The 24,774-nt window shown below is 73.4% G+C and carries 23 protein-coding genes and 1 pseudogene; 12 read left to right on the top strand and 12 right to left on the bottom strand.

What is annotated here, in order from left to right; translation table 11 throughout:
• Nucleotides 1-207 precede the first annotated feature (207 nt).
• From ACSUPR_RS25825 to ACSUPR_RS25805, 5 genes are all read left to right on the top strand, one after another.
• On the top strand, nt 208-1,188 hold the full coding sequence (locus tag ACSUPR_RS25825; protein WP_436887302.1) for an ACP S-malonyltransferase: 981 nt from the start codon (nt 208-210) through the stop codon (nt 1,186-1,188).
• A 4-nt stretch (nt 1,189-1,192) separates the two neighbouring features.
• Nucleotides 1,193-2,149 carry a beta-ketoacyl-ACP synthase III gene (locus ACSUPR_RS25820; protein WP_436887301.1) on the top strand — a complete coding sequence of 319 codons (957 nt, stop codon included), beginning with the start codon at nt 1,193-1,195 and terminating at the stop codon, nt 2,147-2,149.
• A 62-nt stretch (nt 2,150-2,211) separates the two neighbouring features.
• Nucleotides 2,212-2,451: an acyl carrier protein gene (locus tag ACSUPR_RS25815; protein ID WP_436887300.1), complete on the top strand. Its 240-nt coding sequence runs from the start codon at nt 2,212-2,214 to the stop codon at nt 2,449-2,451.
• A gap of 132 nt (nt 2,452-2,583) precedes the next feature.
• The gene (gene fabF / locus ACSUPR_RS25810; RefSeq protein ID WP_436887299.1) at nt 2,584-3,822 is read left to right on the top strand and encodes a beta-ketoacyl-ACP synthase II; all 1,239 of its coding nucleotides are present in this window, start codon (nt 2,584-2,586) and stop codon (nt 3,820-3,822) included.
• 166 nt (nt 3,823-3,988) lie between these two features.
• On the top strand, nt 3,989-5,167 hold the full coding sequence (locus ACSUPR_RS25805; RefSeq protein WP_436887298.1) for an EAL domain-containing protein: 1,179 nt from the start codon (nt 3,989-3,991) through the stop codon (nt 5,165-5,167).
• A 197-nt stretch (nt 5,168-5,364) separates the two neighbouring features.
• Here the strand turns inward: ACSUPR_RS25805 and ACSUPR_RS25800 are convergent, their stop codons facing one another.
• Complete coding sequence (locus tag ACSUPR_RS25800; RefSeq protein ID WP_436887297.1) at nt 5,365-6,300, bottom strand: SGNH/GDSL hydrolase family protein; 936 nt, start codon at nt 6,298-6,300, stop codon at nt 5,365-5,367.
• 683 nt (nt 6,301-6,983) lie between these two features.
• Between ACSUPR_RS25800 and ACSUPR_RS25795 the strand changes: the two genes are divergently transcribed.
• Together ACSUPR_RS25795 and ACSUPR_RS25790 are read left to right on the top strand one after the other, a co-directional pair.
• A complete protein-coding gene (locus ACSUPR_RS25795; protein WP_436887296.1) occupies nt 6,984-9,239 on the top strand; it encodes a hypothetical protein in 2,256 nt (751 codons plus the stop codon).
• Nucleotides 9,240-9,353: 114 nt separating this feature from the next.
• A complete protein-coding gene (locus tag ACSUPR_RS25790) occupies nt 9,354-10,115 on the top strand; it encodes a DUF2470 domain-containing protein (protein WP_436887295.1) in 762 nt (253 codons plus the stop codon).
• On the opposite strand, the gene ACSUPR_RS25785 is transcribed toward ACSUPR_RS25790, so the two are convergent.
• Nucleotides 10,112-11,551 (bottom strand): PLP-dependent aminotransferase family protein, encoded by a 1,440-nt coding sequence (locus ACSUPR_RS25785; RefSeq protein WP_436887293.1) that lies wholly within the window; start codon nt 11,549-11,551, stop codon nt 10,112-10,114. The two genes, ACSUPR_RS25790 and ACSUPR_RS25785, sit on opposite strands and share 4 nt — an antisense overlap.
• Between ACSUPR_RS25785 and ACSUPR_RS25780 the strand changes: the two genes are divergently transcribed.
• On the top strand, nt 11,550-12,443 hold the full coding sequence (locus tag ACSUPR_RS25780; RefSeq protein ID WP_436887292.1) for a DMT family transporter: 894 nt from the start codon (nt 11,550-11,552) through the stop codon (nt 12,441-12,443). The genes ACSUPR_RS25785 and ACSUPR_RS25780 overlap by 2 nt on opposite strands.
• Nucleotides 12,444-12,501: 58 nt before the next feature.
• On the opposite strand, the gene ACSUPR_RS25775 is transcribed toward ACSUPR_RS25780, so the two are convergent.
• The 8 genes from ACSUPR_RS25775 to ACSUPR_RS25740 all read right to left on the bottom strand — a co-directional run bounded on the left by ACSUPR_RS25775 (nt 12,502) and on the right by ACSUPR_RS25740 (nt 19,307).
• On the bottom strand, nt 12,502-12,873 hold the full coding sequence (locus ACSUPR_RS25775) for a metal-sulfur cluster assembly factor (RefSeq protein WP_436887291.1): 372 nt from the start codon (nt 12,871-12,873) through the stop codon (nt 12,502-12,504).
• 2 nt (nt 12,874-12,875) lie between these two features.
• Nucleotides 12,876-13,355: a Fe-S cluster assembly sulfur transfer protein SufU gene (gene sufU, locus ACSUPR_RS25770; protein ID WP_436887290.1), complete on the bottom strand. Its 480-nt coding sequence runs from the start codon at nt 13,353-13,355 to the stop codon at nt 12,876-12,878.
• Nucleotides 13,356-13,531: 176 nt separating this feature from the next.
• Nucleotides 13,532-14,830: a cysteine desulfurase gene (locus ACSUPR_RS25765; RefSeq protein WP_436887289.1), complete on the bottom strand. Its 1,299-nt coding sequence runs from the start codon at nt 14,828-14,830 to the stop codon at nt 13,532-13,534.
• Nucleotides 14,831-14,833: 3 nt separating this feature from the next.
• Nucleotides 14,834-15,595 carry a Fe-S cluster assembly ATPase SufC gene (sufC, locus tag ACSUPR_RS25760; RefSeq protein WP_436887288.1) on the bottom strand — a complete coding sequence of 254 codons (762 nt, stop codon included), beginning with the start codon at nt 15,593-15,595 and terminating at the stop codon, nt 14,834-14,836.
• Nucleotides 15,596-15,602: 7 nt separating this feature from the next.
• Nucleotides 15,603-15,938: a non-heme iron oxygenase ferredoxin subunit gene (locus ACSUPR_RS25755; protein WP_436887287.1), complete on the bottom strand. Its 336-nt coding sequence runs from the start codon at nt 15,936-15,938 to the stop codon at nt 15,603-15,605.
• The gene (sufD, locus tag ACSUPR_RS25750; RefSeq protein WP_436887286.1) at nt 15,931-17,091 is read right to left on the bottom strand and encodes a Fe-S cluster assembly protein SufD; all 1,161 of its coding nucleotides are present in this window, start codon (nt 17,089-17,091) and stop codon (nt 15,931-15,933) included. Before sufD ends, ACSUPR_RS25755 begins: the two co-directional genes overlap by 8 nt.
• 1 nt (nt 17,092) lies before the next feature.
• Nucleotides 17,093-18,505 (bottom strand): Fe-S cluster assembly protein SufB, encoded by a 1,413-nt coding sequence (gene sufB, locus ACSUPR_RS25745; RefSeq protein WP_436887285.1) that lies wholly within the window; start codon nt 18,503-18,505, stop codon nt 17,093-17,095.
• 28 nt (nt 18,506-18,533) lie between these two features.
• Nucleotides 18,534-19,307 carry a helix-turn-helix transcriptional regulator gene (locus ACSUPR_RS25740; RefSeq protein WP_436887284.1) on the bottom strand — a complete coding sequence of 258 codons (774 nt, stop codon included), beginning with the start codon at nt 19,305-19,307 and terminating at the stop codon, nt 18,534-18,536.
• Between the two features lie 321 nt (nt 19,308-19,628).
• Between ACSUPR_RS25740 and ACSUPR_RS25735 the strand changes: the two genes are divergently transcribed.
• A complete protein-coding gene (locus ACSUPR_RS25735) occupies nt 19,629-20,573 on the top strand; it encodes an ABC transporter ATP-binding protein (RefSeq protein WP_436887283.1) in 945 nt (314 codons plus the stop codon).
• The gene (locus tag ACSUPR_RS25730) at nt 20,570-21,406 is read left to right on the top strand and encodes an ABC transporter permease (RefSeq protein ID WP_436887282.1); all 837 of its coding nucleotides are present in this window, start codon (nt 20,570-20,572) and stop codon (nt 21,404-21,406) included. The genes ACSUPR_RS25735 and ACSUPR_RS25730 overlap by 4 nt, the downstream gene beginning before the upstream one ends.
• A gap of 169 nt (nt 21,407-21,575) precedes the next feature.
• Here ACSUPR_RS25730 and ACSUPR_RS25725 read toward each other — a convergent pair.
• Nucleotides 21,576-22,517, bottom strand: a pseudogene (locus ACSUPR_RS25725) (MFS transporter); the annotation flags it as partial.
• 249 nt (nt 22,518-22,766) lie between these two features.
• On the opposite strand from ACSUPR_RS25725, the gene ACSUPR_RS25720 reads away from it, so the two are divergent.
• Nucleotides 22,767-23,567 carry an inositol monophosphatase family protein gene (locus ACSUPR_RS25720; RefSeq protein WP_436887281.1) on the top strand — a complete coding sequence of 267 codons (801 nt, stop codon included), beginning with the start codon at nt 22,767-22,769 and terminating at the stop codon, nt 23,565-23,567.
• A 17-nt stretch (nt 23,568-23,584) separates the two neighbouring features.
• Here the strand turns inward: ACSUPR_RS25720 and ACSUPR_RS25715 are convergent, their stop codons facing one another.
• Entirely contained in the window at nt 23,585-24,277 is a 693-nt protein-coding gene (locus tag ACSUPR_RS25715; RefSeq protein ID WP_436887280.1) for an RICIN domain-containing protein, read from the bottom strand.
• 127 nt (nt 24,278-24,404) lie between these two features.
• Here ACSUPR_RS25715 and ACSUPR_RS25710 point away from each other — a divergent pair, with 127 nt between their 5' ends.
• Nucleotides 24,405-24,773, top strand: a complete 369-nt coding sequence (locus ACSUPR_RS25710) for a hypothetical protein (RefSeq protein WP_436887279.1) — start codon at nt 24,405-24,407, stop codon at nt 24,771-24,773.
• Nucleotide 24,774 lies beyond the last annotated feature (1 nt).

Genomic DNA, 24,774 nt, shown 5'->3' with positions numbered 1-24,774 from the left:
CCCCGCCGCTCCACGGGACGCCGCGCGGGCGCGGGCGGGCTCCCGGAGTGCGGGGATGTAACGTCGGAGGGTGACCCCTCTCACGGGCCCGCGGGCTTGCGGACACACGCCGAAGACGGGTTTGTGGGGTTCCCACAAGCACCACCGAGTGAAGTTCGTGTGCCTCCCCCTCCAACCGGTGATCTCCTACAGGGCAAGGTGGATGTCGTGCTTGTAATCGTTGCTCCCGGCCAAGGTGCCCAGGTTCCCGGATTCCTCTCCCCGTGGCTCGAACTGCCCGGCGTCGCCGCCCAGCTCGCCGCGTGGTCGGAGGTCGTCGGGCTCGACCTGGTGCGCTACGGCACCACCGCGGACGCCGACGAGATCCGCGACACGGCCGTCGCCCAGCCGCTGTTGGTCGGCGCGGGCCTGATCGCGGCCTCCGCGATCCTGGAGCCGCTCGCCTCGCCCTCCCCGGCCCTGCCGGCGGAGGCCGCCCTGGTGGACGCGGTCGCCGGACACAGCGTCGGCGAGTTCACCGCCGCCGCGGTGGCCGGTGTGCTGTCCCCCAAGGACGCGCTGGCCCTGGTCGCCGAGCGCGGCCGCGGCATGGCCGACGCCGCCGCCCGCACCGAGACCGGCATGACCGCCGTCCTGGGCGGCGACCGCGAGCAGGTCCTGGCGGCCATCGCCGCCGCGGGCCTCACCCCGGCCAACGACAACGGCTCGGGCCAGATCGTCGCCGCGGGCACCACCGCACAGCTGGCGGCGTTCGCCGGGAACCCGCCGGAGAAGGCCAGGCTGCGGCCGCTGTCGGTGGCGGGCGCCTTCCACACCGAGCACATGGCCCCGGCCGTGGAGCGGGTGCGGGCGGCGGCCGGCACGCTGTCGCCCTCCGACCCGGTGGTGCCGATCCTGTCCAACGCCGACGGCGCGGTGGTCGAGAGCGGCAGGGAGTACCTGGACCGGCTGGTCTCCCAGATCTCCTCCCCGGTGCGCTGGGACGCCTGCACGCAGACCCTGGCGGATCGGGGTGTCACCGCCCTCATCGAGCTGGCCCCGGCGGGCACGCTCACCGGTCTGGCCAAACGCGCCCTGCGCGGCATCGACCTCCTCGCGGTCAAGACCCCCGAGGACGTCGAGCGCGCCGGAGCCCTCATCAAGGAGCACGCGGGGACCTCCGCCGCGGGCACCGACCAGGAAGGCTGACCCCATGTTCCCCACCCCGAGCATCCCCGGCGGCGCGGCCATCCGCTCCTTCGGCGAGTACCAGCCGTCGCAGGTCGTCACCAACGCCGACCTGGAGGCGCGGGTCGACACCAGCGACGAGTGGATCCAGAGCCGCGTCGGCATCAAGGAGCGGCGCGTCGCCGGCCCCGAGGACACCGTGGCGAGCATGGCCGTGGCCGCGGGCGGCAAGGCCCTGGCCGCGGGCGGGCTGTCCCCGGAGGACATCGACCTGGTCATCGTGGCCACCTGCACCCCCCAGGACCAGATCCCCAACACGGCGGCCACCGTCGCTGCCCGGCTGGGCATCTTCGCCCCGGGCGCGTTCGACCTCAACGCCGCCTGTGCCGGGTTCTGCTACGCCCTGGGCGTGGCCGCCGACATGGTGCGCGCCGGGAGCTCCCGCAACGTCCTGGTCATCGGCTCGGAGAAGCTCACCGACTGGGTGGACTGGGACGACCGCTCCACCTGTGTGATCTTCGCCGACGGCGCCGGTGCCGCCGTGGTCTCCGCCTCGGAGGACAACGGTATCGGCCCGGTCGTGTGGGGTTCCTCCGGCGAGCGCGCCGACAAGATCTACCTGCGCGACCACAAGTACCTCTGGCAGGAGGGGCAGGCGGTCTTCCGCTGGACCACCACCGAGCTGTACAAGACCGCGCTGGAGGCCCTGGAGCGGGCGGGTGTGGCTCCCGAGGAGCTCACCGCCTTCGTCCCGCACCAGGCCAACCTGCGGATCATCGAGTCCATCGCCAAGAAGCTGGGCGCGCCCCGGGCACTCGTGGCCCGCGATATCGTCACCGCTGGCAACACCTCCTCCGCGTCCATCCCGCTCGCGCTCTCGCGCATGATCGGGCGCGGGGAGCTCCCGTCGGGGAGCACCGTCCTCACCCTGGGCTTCGGCGCGGGGCTGGTCTATGCCGCACAGGTGATCCGCATCCCCTGAACCGCGGCCGGTGATCCGGACCGCTTTCCCGTTCAACGAACACACGCAAGGAGAAGAACGACATGGCTCACAGCGAGCAGGAGATCCTGAAGGGCCTCGGCGAGATCATCGAGGAGATCGTCGGCACCGACCCCGCCGAGGTCACCCCGGAGAAGAGCTTCGTGGACGACCTCGACATCGACTCGCTGTCCATGGTGGAGATCGCCGTCGCCGCCCAGGACAAGTTCGGCGTGGAGATCCCCGACGAGCAGCTCAAGGACCTCAAGACGGTCCAGGACGTCATCACCTTCATCCAGAAGTGACGCGTCCGGGCCGCCGGGGACCGACACCCCCCACCCGGCGGCCCGTCCGGCCGACCCCGCCGGAACCCTCCCAGTCATTCGCCACGCCCGGCCCCGCAGCCGGGACCGACCCACGAGAAGGGCGATCGGATCATGGCAAAGACCGATGTCGTCGTCACCGGCCTCGGCGCCACCACCCCGCTCGGGGGGGACGTCGCGACCACATGGTCCGCGCTCCTCGACGGCCGTTCCGGCATCACCTCGCTGCCCGAGGAGTGGCACGAGAGCCTCCCGGTGCACTTCGCCGGGCGCATCGCGCAGGAACCCTCGGAGAAGCTCCCCAAGCCGCGGCTGCGCCGCCTGGACCGCACACAGCAGTTCGCGCTCATCGCCGCCCAGGAGGCCTGGGCCGACGCCGGGGCCCCGGAGGTGGACCCGCTGCGCCTGGGCGTGGTGGTCTCCAGCGGCATCGGCGGCATCCTGACCATCCTGGAGCAGTACGACACCTTCCGTGAGAAGGGCTGGCGACGGGTCTCGCCGTTCACCGTGCCCATGCTCATGCCCAACAGCCCGGCCGCCGCCATCAGCCTGGAGTTCACCGCCCGCGCCGGTTCGCACGTTCCGGTCAGCGCCTGCGCCTCCAGCGCCGAGGCGATCGCCAACGGCGTCGACATGATCCGCGCCGGCCGCGCCGACGTGGTCATCGCGGGCGGTACCGAGGCCGCGATCCACCCGCTCAACATCGCGTCGTTCGCGTCGATGCGCGCCCTGTCGACCCGCAACGACGACCCGCAGACGGCGTCGCGCCCCTGGGACAAGGACCGCGACGGCTTCGTCATGGGCGAGGGCGCCGGCATCGTCATCCTGGAGTCGGCCGAGCACGCCGCCGCGCGCGGCGCCCGGGTGTACGCGCACGCCTCCGGTGTCGGCTACACCAACGACGCCTACGACATCGTCCAGCCCGACCCGGAGGGCGCCGGCCAGGCCCGCGCCATCACCCAGGCGCTCAACGACGCCGACCTGACCCCGCAGGACATCGTGCACGTCAACGCGCACGCCACCTCCACCCCGGCGGGCGACGTCGGCGAGACCCGCGCCATCCGCACGGCGCTGGGCGACGCCGCCGCCGACCGGGTCGCGGTGACCTCCACCAAGTCCATGACCGGCCACCTGCTGGGCGGCGCGGGCGCGGTGGAGTCGATCGCCACGGTCCTGGCCCTGCACGACGGCCGCATCCCGCCGACCATCAACATCCAGGAGCTGGACCCGGACGTGGCGGTGGACATCGTCCGCGACAAGCCCCGGGACATGCCCTCGGGTGACGTCGCCGCGGTCAACGAGTCCTTCGGGTTCGGCGGCCACAACATCGCCCTGGTGTTCCGCCGCGCCTGACCCGGTCGGCGCAGCCGAAGTCCCCGAGGGGCCCCGCCGTGACGGCGGGGCCCCTCTCCGTTCCCGGGGAGGGCGGGCGGACGGGGGCACCAACGGCCCGTGAAGGTGAGCTGAACAGCGGCGAAAACACCTTCAGGTCAGAGGGGTGTGTCGTCACCATGGAGAAGTGACCACAGCGCACTCGCACCGGCCCCCCACGGTGCCCGTCCCCCGACCGGTCGGACCGGCGCCCCGTCCCGACCGGCCGCCCCTGGGCTTCCAGCCGATCGTGGACCTGGACTCGGGCGCCGTCGTGGCGGTCGAGATCATCTCCCCGGCCCCGGCCACCGAGCTGAGCGGGTCCATGGAGATGCCCCCGCAGGAGCTGGAGGCGATCGCGGAGTGGCTGCTGGCCCTGGTGCGCGAATCCGCCGGGACCGAGAGCCTGCTACCGCTGGTGCTGCCGCTGCCCGCGCGGACCCTGATGGCCCGCAACGGTTTCGTGGACCTGGTGGACGGCCTGCTGCGCCGGGCCGGGCGGCGGCCGCGCGACATCACGTTCATGCTCGGAGCCGAACTGGCCGACCTGCCCCGCAAGATCGTGGTGTCGGGGGTGGCCCGGCTGCGCAGCGCGGGTTTCCGGTGCGGTTTCGGCACCGCGATGGTGCGTCCCGACCTGGTGGTGGAGGCGTCGCCCTTCCTGATGCGCCTGGACCCGGGCGTCGTCGCCGGGGTGGCCACCGACCAGCGGCACGCCACCGTGGTCGAGGGCCTGGCCCGGATCGGCCGCGGCAGCGGCGTGTACGCCATGGCGTCCGGTGTGGACAGCGCCGACGACGTGGTGCGGCTGCGCCGCTGCGGGGTGAAGGTGGGCACCGGCCCGTTCTTCGCCGACGCCGCCTGGCGGCCCGGCGAGCGGGTGAACCCGGTGCCCGAGCCGACCGCCGGCCAGGACCAGGCGGGGGACGACGGCCCGCGGGTCACCGAGTTCATGGTCCCGCCGGTGGGCTTCGACGCCGACACCACCACCGAGCAGGTGCTGGAGGCGTTCACCGGCGACACCGCGCTCAACAGCGCGATCCTCATCGACCACCGGGAACGGCCTGTGGGCGTGATCGACCGGACCCGGTTCCTGCTGTCGGTGACCGGCCGCTACGGGCACGCCCTGCACGCCAAGCGCCCCGCGATCCGGCTGGCCGAGTCGCCGCGCACGGTCCCGGCGTGGATGTCGGCGATCGCCGCGCTGCGCGTCGCGGGCCAGGACACCGAGCGCGTCTACGACGACCTCGTGGTGGTCAACACCTACGGCCAGTGCCTGGGCATGGTGCACATCAGCGACCTCATCCAGTCCCTGTCCCGCAGCTGAGCCGTTCGGGCCCCCGCTCCGGCCCGCCCGCCGCCCTCCGCGGGCCCCCACGGACCGCCCGCGGCAGCGGCCCCCTCCCCGAGGACGCCTCCTGCGGACCTCCGGGACCCCGCCCGCCCTCCGGCACGCGGTCGGGCCGCCGGGGACGACGACGCCCCGCGGCCCGGGCAGGGCGGGGCGGGGCGTTGCGACCGGTGTCAGCGCCGGGGTTCGGGCCCCTTGACGCCGGACGGGCTGTTGGTGGGCTGCTCGGCGGCGTCCTCCACCGGGGGCAGCGGGGAGCGGCCCTCGGCGATCGCCCGGGCGATCCGGGCGCGGGTCTCGTCGTCGTTGAGGTAGTCCAGTTCGGGGCGCTTGGGCAGCAGGCCGTCGCCGGAGGATCGGCCCATGGCGCGGCGGCGCAGCCAGGGCACCAGGTACTGGCGGGCCCAGCGGCGGTTCTCCCGGCGGCGGAGGATGGCGGGCAGCTGCCGGGGAGGGGTGGTCCACGGGTCGGCCCAGGACTCGCGCGGCCCCATCGGGAAGCCCAGGAGGTCGGCGATGCGGGCCGCCACGATCTGGTGGCCGGTGCCGTTGAGGTGGAGCCGGTCCTCGCTCCAGGCACGGGGGTCGGTGAGCGCGTTGAGCGCCCACATGTCGACGATCTCGGTCCCGGTACGCTCGGCGATCGCGCGCATGTGCATGCTGAACACGGCGATGCGGCCGCGGTAGTAGCGCAGGACGGGGATCCAGCCGGTGTCGTGCCCGGAGAGGATGACGGTGCGGATGCCCGCGTCGCGCAGGCGGCGGATGCCCTGTTCGAACTCCTCGGCCAGCTCGTCCAGGCGGGTGCCGGGGCGCAGGACGTCGTTGCCGCCCGCCAGCACGGTGACCAGGTCGGGCTTCCACTCCAGGGTCCGGTCGAGCTGCTCGCCGAAGATGTGCTTCATCCGGCGGCCGCGCACGCCCAGGTTGGCGTAGCGGAAGTCTGCGGTCACCTGGCCGAGGTGTTCGGCGAGCCGGTCCGCGAAACCGCGGTACTGGCCGCCGGGGCCGCTGTCGTCTTCCATCCCCTCGGTGATGCTGTCACCGATCGCCACATAGGACCGGATGGGCTCCGGTCTGCGCGCGGGAGCGGTCACGGGGGGATTCATCTCAAGGTCTGTCACGTCAACCAATCATCCGGCTCGACCGTCCCACGCCGACTGGGCGCCGTAGGGTGCGCGGGTACGGAATCCTGGTACGGGTCGCGGTGGATCGCCCCCCGTCTCCGAAACACCGTCGACCCCTGCGGCCGCCGGGCGGCCACCCGGCTCGAAGGTCGTTCGGGCGAGGACAGTGCCCGTCCAGCATACCCGGGACGCCAACTTCCCGCCGGAGCCCGAACGCACCGCGCAGGCGCGCCTGCGTCCTCCGCCCTCCGTCGCTCCCCTCCGTTGCGGGGACGGGGAGCGGACGTGAAGACACCGTGAACGACAACGGCCGCGGAGCGGGGGAAGAGCCGAACGTCCCTTATGAGGTGGATCACATATTCTTGCAGCCCCGTGTGGTGAAAGTCCCCAGCGGGGGTGACGGGTGCCCCGCGGGCGGGACGTCCTCCGCGAGGACCGGGACGGCCTGGGGGTACCCATGTGGCGCCGGGGGACGTACGATCTCGGGAAGTGCTCACGGCACCCCTGTCCCCCGGCCCGCCGTGCCCGTCCTCGGCACCCCCGCCCGTTGCGCGAGCGGGCTCCCCGGCGGGCGAAGGGCGCGTACTGTGGTGCATCGAACCGAAGGCCCGTGCGGTTCCTCCCCAATTCACGTGCAGACACCAGGAGGTCGAGGTCCCCAGCGGATGAACGCCGTCTCTCCGATCTGCCTCGTCGACCTCGCACCCGCCCTGCGCTGGTCGAGGTCGCCGGACGTGGCTCCCCTGCTCCACCATGACCGGCTGATCGACGGCTGGTGGCACTCCCTCCCGATCGCCAGGGTCCTGGAGATCGCCGGTCCGCCCTGGCTGGCGCACGGGATCGCACGTCTGGCCGTGGAGCAGTGGGGACATGTGCCCCTCGCCGAGTTCCTGCCGAACCTGCGCACCCAGGAGGTGCGCTGCGAGGACCTGGCCGAGCCGGTGCGCAGCGCGGTGCTGGCGACGGCCGGCGACTGGGAGCACCTCGTCTCCAGCCCGCCGCAGGAGATCGCCGGCTGGGCGCTGGGCGACTGCCGGCTGCTGGACGTGGTGAGCACGGTGGCCTGGCGGGCCCTGCAGCCCTGCGGCGACCTGCCCGGCGGCCCCACGCCCTCCCCCGCGCTGATGCTGGAGGCGGTGCGCACCATCGCGCACTGGCTGCCCGACAGCGCCCCCGAGCACGTGCACAGCGCGCTGGAGTACCTGACCACCGCCACCGGCTCCGACCAGGCCGCGGCCTCCGGGGGCGCCGGAAGTGATCCGGCGCCGCCGCAGACCCCGGCCACCAGGGCCATCCGCACCCTGCGGGCACTGCGCGCCCAGCGCGACGAGGAGCAGGAGCCCGTGGAGGCCGTCGCCGCGGGCGGGCACGATCCGGTGCCCCTGGGCATGGTCAGCTCCGCCGCGATGATCCCCGGGTCGGCGCTGGAGACCGAGGCCCCGGCGGAGAACGGCGTGGGCGACCTGCGCTCGCAGTTCCGCAGCTCGCTGCTGGGCCCCGGCCGGACCCTGCGCAGACCCAGCTTCGGGCCGCCCAAGCACCGCACCGAGCAGGAGGAGCGTCCGCCCGCACCCGCACTGGGCGAGCACCCCCTGGTGGACATGGTCGAGGAGATGTTCCGCTCCTGGCCCGAACTGGAGCGCACGGTGGCCGCCGAGAGGCTGTTCGCCACGGACCCCATCAGCATCCGGGTGCTGTCCGAGCAGATCGCCGTGGACGTCACCGACATCCGGTCCGCCCAGCGCAGGGTCGAGGAGCGGCTGCTGCGCTGGCTGAACTCGCCCGAGGGCGCGCCCATCACCAAGCACCTGCGCGACCTGTCGGAGCAGTTGGGCACGGCCACCACGATCGACCGGCTGATCAACGCCCACCCCGACCACCCGGTGGAGGTGCCCACCCTGCACACGCCGCTGTGGCGGGTGGTCATCACCCTGTTCACCGACCGGCGCATGCACAACGGCTGGCTCATCGCCGACGACCCGGGCCGCCTCCGCTGGCAGACCCGCGAGATGCTGGCCGACGGTCCCGGCCTGACCGAGGCGGGTATCCGGCTGGGCCGGATCGGCATCCGACAGCAGGAGCTGCGCGCCTGGCTGCTCAGCACCCCCGGGGTGAGCCTGCAGGACGGGCGCGTGCTCGTGGACCCCTCGGTGCCGATGGAGGCGCCCGGCGGCCAGCCCGGGCACACCACCGCGGAGAGCTCGGGAGCGACCACCGAGAACGGGCTGCCCATCCGCCGACGGCTCGACGGCCCGGCCCCCGAGCCGGTGCGGCCCGCCGCCGTCCCGTTCCCGCCCGCCGCCGACCTGCGGATGACCGTCCCGCCGGCGCCGGTCGCCCCGGCCCCGATGGCGCCGCCGGCCGCCCAGGCGCGGCCGGTGCCGGGCGGCCCGGCCATGGCCGCCCGCTGCTTCCGGGCACCGGACGGGCGCTGGTGGCACCGCATCGACATCACGGCCGACCACCTCAACGGCGCCCCGGTGGCGGTGCCCCCCGGGTACGCCACCCACCTGGGCCTGCAACCCGGTCGGCTGCTGTGCCTGACGGCGCCCGGCGCGGACCTGCTGGTCCTGGTCTGGCGCGACCAGCCCGCGTTCGACTCGCTGCGGCCGCTGCTGCGCCGCCAGGCCGCCCAGCCCGGCGACCGCGTCTTCATCACCGTGTCGGGTGACCGGCTGGACGCGCGCAAGCTGCCCGCGACGGACCTGAGCAACTACTCGCCGACGGCGCGGGCGCTGCACCTGAGCGGGTACACGGCCCCGGCGTCCACCGAGGAGGCGCTGCAGATCCTGTCCCGCCGGATCACCGACAGCGACGACCGGGCGCCCTCCGATCCGCCGTCGCTGGTCGACCTGCTCACCCGCAGGGGCGACAACGACATCGCGGGCGAACTGCGCGCCGGCCTGTTCGCCGCGCACTAGCGCACCCCGCTCCCAGGCCCCCGGTCCCGCGACCGGGGGCCTGTTTTTTACCCGCGGGGACTTTTCCTCCACCTCACCATTCTTGTAGGTTAGCCTTACCTAAGCATAGTTGAGGTGGTTCCCCTGTACACTTCCCGGCACCTGGCCCCCTCCCCGGCCGAACGCGCCCGCGCGGTCCTGGCCCGCCCCAATCCGGCCACGGTCACGACCCAGAGCGGCACCCTCCACCTCGTCGCCCCTGCCTGCCACGTACACCCCGGCGGCACGGTGAGCCTGCTGCTGCCCGACCGCCACCACCTGCTGGACGAGATGTCGCGCGGACGCACCGCGGCCACCGTCGAGTTCACCGACACCAGCGCGGTGTCCCTGCGCGACCCCACGCGCTCCCTGCTGTGGATCAGCGGCACCCTCACCGCCCTGGACGAGGCGACGGCGCGCATGCGGGCCCTGCGGGTGGTCCGCGACGACCCGGACGAGCGCCTGCTCGACATCGGCCACGGCCACACCATGGTCGCCCTGGACCCCTACCTGGTGGTGCACTCCGACGCCGAGGGCTGCCACCTGCTCGGCAACGACGAGTTCCTCCGCGCCCGGCCGGACCCCCTGGGCCGCTGGGAGGGCCCCTGGCTGCGCCACCTGGAGGAGGACCACGGGGACCTGCTCGCCGCGCTGGCCCGGGCCTGCCCCGGGGATGTCCCCCCGGTCCGCCCCCGCCCCCTGGGGGTCGACCGCTACGGCATGGTCCTGCGCTTCGAGGGCCCCGACGGCGACCACGACGTCCGGCTGCCCTTCACCCGTACCGTCGAGGGCCCCGAGGAGGTCGCCGCCGAGGTGCACGCCCTGGCCGGAGTGGCCGACACCTGCGGCCCCCTCTAGAGCGGTCCGGGGGTGTCGGCCAGGGCCGCCGCGAGCCGGGCCACCCCCTCGGCGGCCTCCCGCGGGCCCGACGTGTTCGCGTAGGCCAGCCTCAGGTACGGCGCGGGCGGCTCCCCGGGGAAGAACGGCCGCCCGGCCGCCACCTTCACCCCCGCCCGCAGGGCCGCCGCCGCGACCCCCTCCTCATCGGTGCCGTCGGGCAGGCGCGCCCACACCTGGTACCCGCCCGGACCGGACACCGGGGCGACCAGCGGCGCCCGTTCCAGGAGGGCGGCCGCCACCGCGGTGCGCCGCCGGGTGAGCCCCTCGGCCAGCACCCGCAGGTGCCTCCCCCAGGCCGGGGAGCCCACCAGCTCCAGGACCGTCTCCTGCAGGACCCGGGGAACGAAGAGGGAGTCCACCACCTGCACGGCGCGCAGCCGCCGCAGCACCGGCCCGCGCGCCGCCAGGGCACCCACCCGGAGCCCCGGCGAGGCGGCCTTGGTCAGCGAGTGGACGTGCACCACCGTCCCGTGCCGGTCGTCGGCGATCAGCGGCGGCGGCGGGGCCGGAGCATCGGTGTGCGCCAGCCTCCGGGCGTAGTCGTCCTCCAAGACGAACGCGCCCGCCTCCCGGGCCGCACGCAGCACCCCGGCCCGGCGCTCCTGTGCCAGCACCGCTCCGGTCGGGTTGTGGAACAGGGGCTGGCACACCAGTACCCGGGCGCCGGTGGCGGCGAACGCCTCGACCAGCAGCTCCACCCGCAGCCCGTCACCGTCCACCGGCACCGGGACCGGACGCATGCCCAGGGCTCGGGCGATCGCCAGGAGCCCGGGATAGGTCGGCGACTCCACCAGGACCGGGGAGCCGGGCGGGGCCAGCGCCCGCAGCGCGGTGGCCAGGGCGCTCTGCCCGCCCGCCGTGACCAGCACGTGCGAGCCGTCCAGCGATGCCCCGTCGATCTCGCGGGCGAACCAGTCGCGCAGCTCGGGAACACCCTCCAGCGGCGGGCTCCCCCACACCCCCGGGCGGCGGGCGGCCCGGGCCGCGGCCGAGGCCAGCTCCCGGTCCGGACGCAGCGAGGCGTGGGGATAGCCACCGTGCAGGGAGAGCACCCCGGCCGGGGCGGGGGCGAGGGTGGCGATGAACCCGGAGTCGTCCACGCTGCGCGGGATCCCGCCCGTCTCGGGCACCGCGTCCAGGGCGAGCTCCTGCCAGGAGGTGTCGCGCGCGGGCCGACGCACCGGCTCCCCGGCCCGGAAGGAGCCGGCGCCGGGACGGGTGACCACGAGCCCCTCGGCGACCAGGCGGGCCATCGCGCGGGAGAGGGTCACCGGCCCCACCCCGTGCCGCTCCACCAGGGCCCGGCTGGAGGGCAGCCGCTCCCCCGGCGCGTAGCGCTCGAACTCCCGGCGCAGGGCATCGGCCAGATCACGGCCACTGCTACCCTTGTTCATGAGAGCACACGATAGCGCTACCGGTAGATCTTCGGTAGCGGTTCCGCACGGCGCCGCCCTCGCCCTCCTCGGAGTGGCCGCCTTCTCCTTCACCCTCCCCGCCACCGCGCTGGCCCTCGAGGGCTTCGGCCCCTGGACCACCGCCGTGCTGCGGGCCTCCCTGGCCGGCCTGGTCGCCGCCGGATGCCTGGCCGCCGTCCGCGCCCCGCTGCCCGCCCGGGCCCGGCTGCCCGCCCTGGCGGCGGTCGGCGCGGGCTGCGTGGTGGGCTTCCCGCTGCTGACCTCGCTGGCGCTGGGGAGCACCGGGGCGGGCGACGCCGCCGTCGTCGTGGGCCTGCTCCCGCTCACCACGGCCGTCGTGGCCACCGTCCGCGGCGGGGTCCGCCACTCCCCCGCGTTCTGGGCCGCCGCCGGGATCGGCGCCGCGGCCGTCGCCGCGTTCACCCTCGCCCGGACCGGCGGCTCCCCCGGGCCCGCGGACCTCCTCCTGCTGGGCGCCCTGCTCGCCTGCGCCTACGGGTACGCCGAGGGCGGCCGCCTGTCCGCCTCGATGCCCGGCTGGCGGGTGATCGCCTGGGGCCTGGTCCTGTCCCTGCCCCTCACCCTCCCCGTCAGCGTCCTCGCCCTGGTCCTGGAACCGGCCGCACCCACCCCCTCGGCGCTGGCCGGCCTGGCCTACCTCACCCTGGTGAGCCAGTTCGGCGGGTTCGTGCCGTGGTACCGCGGCATGGGCCTGATCGGTGTGGCCCGGGCCGGACAGATCCAGCTCGCCCAGCCCCTGCTCACCCTGCTGTGGGCGGTCCTGCTGCTGGGCGAACGCCCCGACGCGGCCGCCCTGCCCACCGCCCTGGTCGTCCTGGGCTGTGTCGCCGTCACCCAGAAGGTGCGCTGACACGGCGACGGGCCGGTCACCCCGTGCGGGGTGGCCGGCCCGTCGGCCGTCGGACGACTCAGACGTTGAAGCCCAGCATGCGCAGCTGGTCGCGCCCGTCGTCGGTGATCTTGTCCGGACCCCACGGCGGCATCCAGACCCAGTTGATCTTGACCTCGCGCTCGAACTCCTCCAGCGCGCTGGTGGCCTGGTCCTCGATCACGTCGGTGAGCGGGCAGGCGGCACTGGTCAGGGTCATGTCCAGGGTGATCACCGAGTCGTCGGCGTTCACCCCGTACAGCAGCCCGAGGTCGACGACGTTGACGCCGAGCTCGGGGTCGATGACGTCCTTGAGTGCCTCGCTGATCTCCTCGACGAGCGCCTCGGCCTCGGGGGACAGCGGGACCTCGGCCGGGGCGGCCTCGGTCGTCGGGGTCTCGTTCTCGCTCACTGTCAGACGCCTTCCTTCTCCAGGGACTGCGCTACCGCGTCCTTCCACGCCATCCACCCGAGGAGGGCGCACTTGATCCGGGCCGGGTACTTGGACACCCCGGCGAACGCCACAGCGTCCTCCAGGACCTCCTCGTCGGGTTCACCCTTGCCCTTGGAGTGCATCAGCTCGTTGAAGGCCTCCAGGGTCCGCAGCCCCTCGGCCACCGTGCGCCCGATCAGCAGGTCGGTCAGCACCGAGGTGCTGGCCTGGCTGATCGAGCAGCCCATGCCCTCGTAGGAGACGTCGCTGACGACCGCGTGGTCGTCCAGCGGCCCGCCCTCTCCCTGCGCCGGGGTCAGCGCCACCCGGAGCGTCACCTCGTCCCCGCAGGTGGGGTTGATGTGGTGCGCCTCGGCGTTGTGCGGATCCCGCAGCCCCTTGTGGTGCGGGTTCCGGTAGTGGTCCAGGATGATCTCCTGGTACATCGCGTCCAGCTGCATGTGCGGATTTTCCTCGTCATTCTTCTGGCCTGCGCTCCGCTCCGGCCGGGTCCGGGCCCCGGAGAACGGGAACCTCCGATCGCCTCGCGGACGTCCCCGTTCCTCGGACGTCCGCTCCGCCGGCGTCCCGGACCCCGCGGGCTCCCACACCCCGGGCCCGCCCGTGGTCGCGGGCCCTAGCCCCGGATTCCGAAGAACTCCTGAGCGGCCCTGACGGCCGCCACGAGCGCGTCCACGTCCTCCGTGGTGTTGTAGAGGTAGAACGACGCGCGCGTGGTCGCGACCACGCCCAGCCTGCGGTGCAGCGGCCAGGCGCAGTGGTGGCCCACCCGGACCTCCACTCCGCGGTCGTCGAGTACCTGCCCGAGGTCGTGCGGGTGGATGCCCTCCACCTCGAACGACACCGCGCCGCCGCGGTCCACGGCCTGCTCCGGGCCGATGATCCGCAGCCCCTCCACCCCGGAGAGCGCCTTGAGCGCGTACTCCACGAGCGCGTGCTCGTGGGCGGCGATCCGGTCCATGCCGACGGCGGAGAGGTAGTCGCAGGCCGCGGCCAGGGCCACCGCCTGCGGCGCCATCGGCACCCCCGCCTCGAACCGCTGCGGCGGCTCGGCCCAGGTGGAGTACTCCATGTGGACCACGCCGATCATGGACCCGCCGGTGATGAACGGCGGCATGGCCTCCAGCAGCTCCCGGCGCCCCCACAGGACTCCGATGCCGTTGGGTCCGAGCATCTTGTGCCCGGAGAAGGCCAGGAAGTCCACACCCAGCTCCGCCACGTCCACCGGCATGTGCGGCACCGACTGGCAGGCGTCCAGCACCGTCAGGGCGCCGACCTCGCGGGCCCGTGCGGCGATGTCGGCCACCGGGTTGACGGTGCCCAGCACGTTGGACTGGTGGGTGAAGGCGACCACCCGGGTGCGCTCGTTGACGAGCCCGTCGAGGTCCGAGAGGTCCAGCCGTCCCTGCTCCGTCACCGGGAACCACCGCAGGGTGGCCCCGGTGCGACGGCACAGTTCCTGCCAGGGCACCAGGTTGGCGTGGTGCTCCATCTCGGTCACGACGATCTCGTCGCCGGGCCCCACCTGGAAGCGGCGCAGCCCCTCGTCCGCCGTGGCGGCGTTGCCCATCGCGTACGCGACGAGGTTGATCGCCTCGGTGGCGTTCTTGGTGAACACCACCTCGCCGACGTCGCCGCCGACGAAGCGGGCGATGGTCTCCCGCGCCGCCTCGTAGGCGTCGGTCGCCTCCTCCGCGAGCTGGTGGGCACCGCGGTGCACCGCCGCGTTGTGGCGTTCGTAGAACTCACGCTCGGCGTCCAGCACCTGCCGGGGCTTCTGCGAGGTCGCCCCGGAGTCCAGGTACACCATCGGACGCCCGTCGCGGACGGTCCGGGACAGGATCGGGAAATCCTTCCGGATCGCGGCGACGTCGAGCGGGGCCGTGGCCCCACCGAACTCGCGGACCGTGGTCATGGGTTATGCGCCCGCCTTCACGAAACGCTCGTAGCCCTCGGCCTCCAGCGTGTCGGCCAGCTCGGGCCCGCCGGACTCCGCGATGCGCCCGTGCGCGAAGACGTGCACGTGGTCGGGCTTCACGTAGTTGAGGATCCGGGTGTAGTGCGTGATGAGCATGACGCCCAGGTCGTTGTTCTCCTTGGCGCGGTTGACGCCCTCGGAGACGACCTTGAGCGCGTCGACGTCCAGACCGGAGTCGGTCTCGTCCAGGATCGCGATCCTCGGCTTGAGCAGCTCCAGCTGGAGGATCTCGTGGCGCTTCTTCTCACCGCCGGAGAAGCCCTCGTTGACGCCGCGGGCGGCGAAACCGGAGTCGATGGAGAGGTCCTTCATCGCACCCTGGAGCTCCTTGGAGAACTGCCGGAGCTTGGGGGCCTCGCCGCGCACCGCGGTCACGGAGCTGCGCAGGAAGTTGGACATGGACACGCCCGGGACCTCGACCGGGTACTGCATGGCCAGGAAGACGCCGGCGCGGGCGCGCTCGTCCACGCTCATGTCGAGGATGTTCTCGCCGTCGAGCAGGACCTCGCCGTCGGTGATCTCGTAGCGGGGGTGCCCGGCGATGGCGTAGGCCAGGGTGGACTTGCCCGAGCCGTTGGGGCCCATGATGGCGTGGGTCTCACCGGAGTTGATGGTGAGGTCGACGCCCTTGAGGATCTCGCGGCGCTCGTCCTCACCGATGAGGACGTCGGCGCGCAGACCGCGGATTTCGAACTTCGTCATATCAGCCTCAGGAATTCTTCTCATCCAGCGACACGAGCACGTCGTCGCCGTCGATCTTCACGTCGTAGGTGGGGACCGGCCGGGTGGCGGGCGGGTTGACGGGCGCCCCCGAGCGCAGGTCGAAGCACGAACCGTGCAGCCAGCACTCGATGGTGCCGTCCTCGACCTCGCCCTCGGACAGGCGCACCTCCGCGTGCGAGCACACGTCCCGCAGCGCGAACACCTCGCCCTCGGTCCGGACCAGTGCGATGGGCGTCTCGTCGTCGGTCTCGATCCCGAGGACGCCGTCCTCGGGGATCTCGTCCAGCTCGGCGACCTTGACCCAGCGACCGGCGTCACTCATGTGCGGCCAGCTTCCGCTCGACCTTGGCCATGATCTCCTCGGCGAGCCCCTCGACCGGGATGCGGTTGATGAGCTCCAGGAAGTAGCCGCGGATGACCAGGCGGCGCGCCTCGTCCTCCGGGATACCGCGCGAACGCAGGTAGAACAGGTGGATGTCGTCGAGGCGACCGCTGGCGGCGGCGTGGCCGGCGCCCTCCACCTCACCGGTGAAGATCTCCAGGTTGGGCACCGAGTCCACGCGGGTGTCGTCGGTGAGCTGGAGGTTGCGGTTGTGCTCGTAGGAGTCCGTGCCGGTGGTGCCCTCGCCGATGATGACGTCGCCGATCCACACGCCGTGGGCGCCCTCGCCGCTCAGCGCCCCCTTGTACTCCACCCGGGAGCGGGTGTTGGAGACGTTGTGGTCGATGAGCGAGCGGTGCTCGTGGTGCTGGCCGTCGCCGGTGAAGTACAGGCCGTGCAGCTCGGCGTTGCCGCCGCGCCCCTTGTAGGCCACCTTCGGGGAGAGCCGGACCAGGTCGCCGCCGAGCGTGACGACGATCGACTTGAACGTGGCGTCCTTGTCGACCTGGGTGTTGTGCTGGGTGACGTCGACGGCGTCGCGGTCCCAGTCCTGGAGGCTGACCAGGGTCAGCCGGGCGCCCTCGCCGACGTGGACGTCCACGCTGCCGGCGCGCACGCCGCCGCCGGTCTGGTTGAGGACGATGATCGCCTCGGCCAGCGGCTGGACGTCGATGACGAACTGGTCGTAGCGGGTGCCCCCCTGCGCCTGCCGGTCGATCGTGACCGGGCGCTCCAGGGCGGCGCCGCGGGCGACGGTGATCACGGTGGCCTGCTCGAAGGACGAGTAGGCCTGGGCGATGACGCGGTCGGCGGGCGTGCCGGCGGTGCCCAGACGGGAGTCGTCACGGCCGACGGTCTCGACGGTGACGCCCTCGGGGGCGTCGATGTCGAGCTTGTCGGTGCCGTCGGCGACGGCGCTGCCGTCGTGCAGGCCCTTGAGGCGGCGCAGCGGGGTGAACCGCCACTCCTCCTCGCGGCCGTTGGGGACGGGGAAGTCGTTCACGTCGAAGGACCCGTGGGTCGCGAGCTTGGAGAACGGGATGTCCCCGAGGCCGTGGCTGTGGGCCTTGGGTTCGATGCTCGGGCCGGTCAACTTAACCAACCGCTCCTTCCATCTGAAGCTCGATCAGCCGGTTCAGTTCCAGCGCGTACTCCATGGGCAGCTCGCGCGCGATGGGCTCGACGAACCCGCGCACGATCATCGCCATGGCCTCGTCCTCGTCCAGCCCCCGGCTCATCAGGTAGAAGAGCTGGTCCTCGCTGACCTTGGAGACGGTCGCCTCGTGCGCGAGCTCGGCGTCGTCCTCGCGCAGGTCGTTGTAGGGGTAGGTGTCCGAGCGGCTGATGGTGTCGATCAGCAGCGCGTCGCACTTGACGGAGGACTTGGCGTTGTGGGCGCCCTCCTGCACCTGCACCAGGCCCCGGTAGGAGGCGCGGCCGCCGCCGCGGGCCACCGACTTGGAGATGATGGTGGAGGAGGTGTTGGGCGCGCAGTGCACCATCTTGGAACCGGTGTCCTGGTGCTGGCCCTCGCCCGCGAAGGCGATGGACAGGGTCTCGCCCTTGGCGTGCTCGCCCATCAGGTAGACGGCCGGGTACTTCATGGTCACCTGGGAGCCGATGTTGCCGTCGATCCACTCCATGGTGGCGCCCTCTTCGGCGACGGCGCGCTTGGTGACCAGGTTGAAGACGTTGTTCGACCAGTTCTGGATGGTCGTGTACCGGCAGCGGGCGTTCTTCTTGACGATGATCTCGACGACCGCGGAGTGCAGCGAGTCCGACTTGTAGATCGGCGCGGTGCAGCCCTCGACGTAGTGGACGTAGGCGCCCTCGTCGACGATGATCAGCGTCCGCTCGAACTGGCCCATGTTCTCGGTGTTGATCCGGAAGTAGGCCTGGAGCGGGATCTCCACGTGCACGTTCTTGGGAACGTAGATGAAGGAGCCGCCGCTCCACACGGCGGTGTTCAGCGCGGCGAACTTGTTGTCGCCGGCCGGGATGACCGAGCCGAAGTACTCCTGGAACAGCTCCGGGTGCTCCTTGAGCGCGGTGTCGGTGTCCAGGAAGATGACGCCCTGCTCCTCCAGGTCCTCGCGGATCTGGTGGTAGACGACCTCGGACTCGTACTGCGCGGCGACACCGGCGACCAGGCGCTGCTTCTCCGCCTCGGGGATGCCCAGCTTGTCGTAGGTGTTCTTGATGTCCTCGGGCAGTTCCTCCCAGGAGGTGGCCTGCTTCTCCGTGGACCGCACGAAGTACTTGATGTTGTCGAAGTCGATCTTGGACAGGTCCGCGCCCCAGTTGGGCATGGGCTTCTTGTCGAAGAGCCGCAGCGACTTGAGACGGAGCTTGGTCATCCACTCCGGCTCGTTCTTCTTGCCGGAGATGTCGCGGACGACCTCTTCGTTCAGGCCGCGGCGGGCCGAGGCACCGGCCTGGTCCGAGTCGGCCCAGCCGTACTCATAGTTGCCGATCCCTTCGAGTTCGGGATGCGCGATAGACGTCATGCGCGGACTCCTCCTGGACTCAGACGTCCTAGTGGTGTTGCGGTCCTCCGCCCGCCGTGCGGCGGGCGCTGGCGGTGGCGGGGGCGTGGTCGTCCCCGCCGGCCCCGTCGTCACCCCGGGGGGTGACGTGCGTGGTGCACACACCGTCGCCGTGGGCGATGGTGGCCAACCTGCGCACCGGGGTGCCCAGAAGCCTGGCGAAGGCCTCGATCTCGGCCTCGCAGAGTTGCGGGAACTCTGCCGCCACGTGGGCGACGGGGCAGTGGTGCTGGCACAGCTGGTCGCCGCCTCCGGGGGCCGGCGCCCGGCCCGCGGTGGCGGCGTAGCCGTCGTTGGACAGGGCCTCGGCCAGCAGCCGGACGCGCTGTTCGGGTGGAACGGCGTCGAGCAGCGGCTTGTAGCGCCTCTCCAGGTCGGCGACCTGACTGCGGGCGAACTCGCCGACCGCGGCGGGACCGGCGGTCTCCGCCAGGAAGCGGAGCGCGCTGGTGGCGAGGTCGTCGTAGGCGTGGACGAAGGCGTCGCGGCCGGCCTCGGTGATGGCGAAGACGCGGGCGGGACGGCCGCGGCCGCGCCGGCCGCCCGGGGGGCGGGCGTCGCGGGCCTCGACCATGCCCTCGTCGGTCAGGTTGTCGAGGTGGCGGCGGATCGCCGCCGGTGTCAGGCCGAGCCGCTCGCCCAGGGCGGAGGCGGTGATCGGCCCCTGCTCCAGGATGAGCCGGGCCACGCGCGCGCGTGTGCCGGTCTCGGCTCCGCGCTCGGGCCCGGACAGGGGTCGGGGTACGTTGGTGGCGTCGGGCATGACGGTCCCCTCCCCTTCCGACAACGGCTCCTGTTTTTGACAACATCAGTGTGGCGTAAATCAGTCCACCCTGGCAAACCCGGTTTCATGCCTTTCATCACGAAGGTCAGGCTTGCCTAACTGGGAGTTCATTCCGGGGCCACCCCGCCCGGATACGCGCAGGCCGCCTCCCCCCGATCGCTCGTCCCACATCGCGAGACAAGAGTCCCGGGATGCGGACGGCACACCGTCCTCGCCCCGCCGGGCCCGCCACCGCGCCCGGCCTCCCGTGCGCGCGGGGCGGTGAAGGGCCCCGCGCGGGCGCACGTAGACTCTGGGCCCATGGACACAGCCGCCGTCGAGGTCGTCGACCTGGTCAAGCGCTACGGCGCCACCACCGCCGTCTCCGGCCTCACCTTCCGGGCGCGCCGGGGCGCGGTGACCGCCCTGCTCGGACCCAACGGTGCGGGCAAGACCAGCACCATCGAGATCTGCGAGGGCTTCCGCCGCGCCGACGGCGGCAGCGTGCGGGTGCTGGGCCTGGACCCCGTCTCCGACGCTGGCGCCCTCAAACCCCGGGTGGGGGTCATGCCCCAGTCCGGAGGCGTGCCCACCGGGGCCCGCGCCGCCGAGTGGCTGCGGCTGATGGCCTCCTTCCACGCCTCCCCGGTACCGCCCGACCTGCTGCTGGAGCGCCTGGGCCTGGGCTCGGTGTCGCGCACCCCGTTCCGCCGCCTGTCCGGCGGGCAGCAGCAGCGCCTGTCGCTGGCCTGCGCCGTGGTCGGCCGCCCCGAGCTGGTCTTCCTCGACGAACCCACCGCCGGGCTGGACCCCCAGGCCCGGATGGCCACCTGGGACCTGGTCGCCGAACTGCGGGAGGCGGGCGTGGCCGTCATCCTCACGACGCACCACATGGAGGAGGCCGAGCGCCTCGCCGACCACGTGGTGATCATCGACCGCGGGACCGTCGTGGCCGAGGGGACCCCCGCCGAGCTGGCCGGGGGCCGCCGAGAGGTCTGCTTCTCCACCGACGCCGCCGTGGACACCGACGTCCTGCGCAACGCCCTGCCCGCCGGCAGCAGGATCGCCTCCGCGCGCGGCGCCGGGGGCCGCCGCGAGTACGTGATCGGCACCGACGACCCCGGCGCGCTGGGCCCGGAGTTCCTCGCCACGGTGACCGCCTGGTGCGCGTCCGCCGGCGTCCTGGCCGAGGACCTGCGCGTGCGACGGCGTACCCTCGAAGACGTCTTCCTCGAACTCACCGGCCGGGAACTGCGCGAATCATGAGCGAGCACATCTCCAGCACCACGGCGCCCGCCTCGTCCGCCGCGCGCCCGGCGGACGGCGGCGCCTCCCCGTTCTCGCCCGCCCCCGGCGCCGCGCCGATGCGGCGGATGGTCGCCGCGCAGGCCGCGATGGAGCTGCGGGTCATGCTGCGCCACGGCGAGCAGTTCCTGCTGACCATGGTCATCCCCGTCCTGCTGCTGGTCGGGTTCAGCCTCACCTCGGTCCTGGACGTCGGCGAGGGCCCCCGGGTGGACGCGCTCGCCCCGGGCGTGATCGCGCTGGCGATCATGTCGACGTCGTTCACCGGGCTGGCCATCGGCACCGGCTTCGAGCGCCGCTACGGGGTGCTCAAGCGGCTGGGCTCCACCCCGCTGTCCCGGTTCGGGCTGCTGGCCGCCAAGACCCTGGCGGTGCTGGGCGTGCAGGCGATCCAGGTCGCGGTGCTGTGCGCCGTGGCGCTGGCCCTGGGCTGGAGCCCGGAGCCCTCGCCCGGCGGTGCGGTGGCGGCGGCCGCCCTGGTGCTGCTGGCGACCGCCGCGTTCAGCTCGCTGGCGCTGCTGATGGCCGGGACACTGCGCGCCGAGGCCACGCTGGCCGCCGCCAACCTGGTCTACATCCTGCTGCTGGGCCTGGGCGGGGTTCTCTTCCCGGTCAGCGCGTTCCCCGGCCCGCTGGAGGCGGTGTCCTCGGTGCTGCCGATCACCGCGCTGGGCGAGGGTCTTCGGGCGGTGCTGGCGGACGGCTCCCTTCCTTCCCCGGGCGCGTTCGCGGTGCTGCTGGTGTGGGCGGTCGTCGGCGGAGCGCTGGCCGCCCGCCTCTTCCGCTGGGAGTGAGCGCCACCGCCCCGACGGCGAGCAGGGGCACCACCACCAGGGGCAGGGCGGCGATCAGGTAGCCCTGTGCGGGTGCGACCAGGGTGAGGAGCAGGCCCGCCGCCGCCCCTCCCGACGACGCTCCGGCGTTGAAGGCGGTGTTGGCCCAGGTGCCCGCCCGGACCGCCCACCCGGGGCCCGCCGCCCCGTCGGCCGCCAGGTAGGCGGTGGTGATCGCCGGGGTGGCCAGGACGCTCGCGGCGAAGAGCAGGGCGCACAGCGCGAGCGGCCCGGGCGCGGCCGAGGCGAGGGCCGTCGCCGCCCCGACGCCCAGGCCGAGCGCGACGAGGCGGGTGCGGGGGCTCCGCCGCCACACCACCGCGCCGTAGATCAGACCGCCGACGACCCCGCCCGCGGTCTGGGCCACCTCGAACCACACGAGCAGGGCGGCGCCGCCGTGCCGTTCGGCGAAGGCGACGTGGACCAGGCCGGCCGCGCCCAGGGTCAGGCCCAGCGCCGCCGACAGCGACATCACGGGCAGCAGGGCCCGCAGAGGCGCGGGGCCTGCCTCCGAGGAGGCGGACCGGTCCCCGGGCGGCCGGTGCCGGGCCAGGGGCGCGCCCGCCAGCAGCAGGGACCCGGCCACCAGCAGGACGGCGGCCCCGGCCAGGCCGGCCGCGGGCGGCGCGAACGGCAGCAGGGCGCCCAGCAGCAGCGGACCGGCGAGGAAGGCCGCCTCCTCCACGACCGCGTCCAGACTGTAGGCCCGTCGTCGCAGGTCGTCGCGGTCGTGGAAAAGACGGCTCCACAGGGTGCGGGTGACCGGGCCCAGCGGCGGGATCACCGCCCCGATGAGGGCGGGCGGCACGACGAGGGACCAGGCGGGGGCGCCCGGCCGCCAGGTCAGCCACGCCAGGGCGAGCAGCCCGGCGGCGGCCAGGACCGCCATCGGGACCAGGGTGCGGGGCATGCCGCGGCGGTCGATGAGGCGGGCGCGGGCCGGTGCCAGGGCGGTGGCGGTGGCGCCGTAGGCGGCGGTGGCCGCACCGACCACAGCGTAGGAGTCGGCGGCCGCGGTGACGGCCAGGACCAGGCCCAGGCCCAGCAGGCCGAAGGACAGGCGCCCGAGCATGGCGGGCGCGAAGAAGCGGACCGCTCCGGGCGTGCGCAGGACGGCACGGTAGGAGTCGGCCCCGCGGGGCGATGGCATGGGGTGTGTTCCCTCAGGGGGCGGCGGCGCGCGGGCGCCGCGGACGTGCACGGACACCGGAGGAGCCGTCGGCGCGGGAGGCGCGGCGGCGTCGGTGCCGGTCTACGCACGGGGGTGGAACACGGGGTCAGGGTATCAGGCGCGTCGGGGCCCGGTCCTAGGATGGCGTGCATGATCGACATGGACGCGGTGGCCGGAATCCTGCGCGACGTGGCCCGAGAGGTGATCCTGCCCCGGGCCCGTTCGCTGTCCGAGGGCGAGGTCATGGAGAAGACCCCGGGCGAGCTGGTCACCGTCGTCGATCAGGAGGCCGAGCGGGTCATCACGGCCCGGCTGCGGGAGCTCCTGGACGCCCCGGTGGTCGGCGAGGAGGCCGCGGCCTCCGATTCCGCACTGGTGGAGACGCTGCGCAGCGAGCCGGTGGCGTGGCTGGTGGACCCGCTGGACGGGACCCGCAACTTCGTCGAGGGCCGCCGGGAGTACGGGGTGATGGCGGCGCTGGTGCGCGGCGGGGAGACCGTCGCGGCGTGGATCGTGCAGCCCGAGCAGGACCGGGTGTACTCCGCCGAGCGCGGGTCGGGCGCCTGGCGCGACGGGGTGCGGCTGCGCCGGGAGCCGGCGCCGACCGACCCCGGCAGGCTGCGCGGCGCGGTGCTCTCCCGTTTCCTGGCCCCGGAGGCGCGGCGGCGCGTGGAGGCGGCCCTGCCGCGGTTCGCGGAGGTGGGGTCCGGGTCGCACTGCTCCGCCTTCGACTACCCGCTGCTGTGCGAGGGTGCGCAGGACTTCCTGCTGTTCCACCGGACCCTGCCCTGGGACCACGCCCCCGGCACCCTGCTGCTGGCCGAGGCGGGCGGCGTGTCGCGGCGGCCGGACGGGACGCCCTACCGGCCCGACCAGGCCCGGGACGCGCTGGGCCTGCTGAACGCCGCCGACGAGACCTGCTGGAAGACGGTGCGCGAACTGCTGTCCTGAGCGCGGCCGGGCGGAGCTCAGCCCAGGGGGACGAGCCGCCACTGCTGGAAGGCGTGCCCGCCGTCGGGGGCCTGGACCACGGCGGTCCCGTTGTCGGGGGCGCCGCCCTGCCCCTCCAGGGCCTGCCCGGTGGCCCGGTTGACCAGCCGAACGACGCCGCCGCCCACGTCCACGACGGTCCAGTGCTGGTTGCTCGCCCCGGTACTGGTGAGCAGGGTGGCCGCGGGAGGCGCGGCGGCGTCGGTGGGGACCTCCAGGACCTTGCCGCTGCCCACGTTCTCGACGGCGTAGAAGCCGCCCTCCACGGGGACGAACCGCCACTGCTGGTTGCCCTGGTCGTGGCGGTCCCACAGGTGGACCGCGGCGCCGTTGTGGGTGGCGGCCTGGACGACGTCCAGAACGCGGTCGCCCTGCACGTTCTGCAGGATGTAGACGGTCCCGGGGTCGATGCCGGCGGGGTGGGCGGGTTCCGGTGAGGGCTCCGGCGAGGGGTCGGGGGACTCCTCCGGCGCCGCGGGCTGGACCAGGACGCCCGAGACCGCGACCACGCTCTCGTCGGCCCGGGCGCCGCTGGTGGTGAACACGCCGCCCACGTAGCCGAGGATGGCGGCGACGAGCACGAGTGCGGCGGCGCCGGCGAGGACGGGCCACTGGGGTATGTACCGTTCCGTTGCGGCTGGGGGGGTGGCGCGGCGGCGGGATCGGGACATGGGAACAGGGCTCCAGGGGCTTACGGGGTACGGTCCACCCAGGAAGCATGCCATACCGTTTCGTACCTTTTGATCGCGTTCCCCCTGGAATTCAGGGGACACCGGACGCCCTCGATAGGGTCCCCGCATGGAAGCCATCGGAGTGCCCTGGTTCATGGCCGTGCGTCTGCTCGGCCCTCCCGTGTTCCTGCTCGTGGTCGGCGGGGCGCTGCTGCTGTGGCGGCGGCCGGGCCGCTCCGGGCTGGTCTGGGCCGCGCTGGCGGTGAACCTGCTGGCGGCGGCGCTCCCCTTCCTGTGGATCGGGGCGCAGGCCATCACCGACCAGGCGGAGCGGACGGTGTACGGGCTGGTGATGACACTGCTCCAGCCGTCGGTGTCCCTGGCCGCCTGGGGCCTGCTGCTGTGGGCGGCGCTCTTCCCCGCACCGGTTCGGGGCGGCGTCCGGCTCGCGGAGGGGGACGGGCGGCCCGAGCGCGAGCCGCAAAACGTAGGATGAA

This window comes from Nocardiopsis dassonvillei (genome assembly GCF_964273065.1).
Lineage (GTDB): Bacteria > Actinomycetota > Actinomycetes > Streptosporangiales > Streptosporangiaceae > Nocardiopsis > Nocardiopsis dassonvillei_B.
This window is presented reverse-complemented; position numbering and strand designations above follow the sequence as displayed.

Coding starts and splice junctions, on each gene's coding strand:
- ACSUPR_RS25820 (WP_436887301.1), top strand. CDS start 1,193: ATGTTCCCCACCCCGAGCATCCCCGGCGGCGCGGCCATCCGCTCCTTC.
- ACSUPR_RS25785 (WP_436887293.1), bottom strand. CDS start 11,551: ATGAACAAGGGTAGCAGTGGCCGTGATCTGGCCGATGCCCTGCGCCGG.
- ACSUPR_RS25730 (WP_436887282.1), top strand. CDS start 20,570: ATGAGCGAGCACATCTCCAGCACCACGGCGCCCGCCTCGTCCGCCGCG.
- ACSUPR_RS25815 (WP_436887300.1), top strand. CDS start 2,212: ATGGCTCACAGCGAGCAGGAGATCCTGAAGGGCCTCGGCGAGATCATC.
- ACSUPR_RS25715 (WP_436887280.1), bottom strand. CDS start 24,277: ATGTCCCGATCCCGCCGCCGCGCCACCCCCCCAGCCGCAACGGAACGG.
- ACSUPR_RS25780 (WP_436887292.1), top strand. CDS start 11,550: ATGAGAGCACACGATAGCGCTACCGGTAGATCTTCGGTAGCGGTTCCG.
- ACSUPR_RS25735 (WP_436887283.1), top strand. CDS start 19,629: ATGGACACAGCCGCCGTCGAGGTCGTCGACCTGGTCAAGCGCTACGGC.
- ACSUPR_RS25800 (WP_436887297.1), bottom strand. CDS start 6,300: ATGAATCCCCCCGTGACCGCTCCCGCGCGCAGACCGGAGCCCATCCGG.
- ACSUPR_RS25720 (WP_436887281.1), top strand. CDS start 22,767: ATGATCGACATGGACGCGGTGGCCGGAATCCTGCGCGACGTGGCCCGA.
- sufC (WP_436887288.1), bottom strand. CDS start 15,595: ATGACGAAGTTCGAAATCCGCGGTCTGCGCGCCGACGTCCTCATCGGT.
- ACSUPR_RS25765 (WP_436887289.1), bottom strand. CDS start 14,830: ATGACCACGGTCCGCGAGTTCGGTGGGGCCACGGCCCCGCTCGACGTC.
- sufU (WP_436887290.1), bottom strand. CDS start 13,355: ATGCAGCTGGACGCGATGTACCAGGAGATCATCCTGGACCACTACCGG.
- ACSUPR_RS25755 (WP_436887287.1), bottom strand. CDS start 15,938: ATGAGTGACGCCGGTCGCTGGGTCAAGGTCGCCGAGCTGGACGAGATC.
- sufB (WP_436887285.1), bottom strand. CDS start 18,505: ATGACGTCTATCGCGCATCCCGAACTCGAAGGGATCGGCAACTATGAG.
- fabF (WP_436887299.1), top strand. CDS start 2,584: ATGGCAAAGACCGATGTCGTCGTCACCGGCCTCGGCGCCACCACCCCG.
- ACSUPR_RS25710 (WP_436887279.1), top strand. CDS start 24,405: ATGGAAGCCATCGGAGTGCCCTGGTTCATGGCCGTGCGTCTGCTCGGC.
- ACSUPR_RS25795 (WP_436887296.1), top strand. CDS start 6,984: ATGAACGCCGTCTCTCCGATCTGCCTCGTCGACCTCGCACCCGCCCTG.
- ACSUPR_RS25740 (WP_436887284.1), bottom strand. CDS start 19,307: ATGCCCGACGCCACCAACGTACCCCGACCCCTGTCCGGGCCCGAGCGC.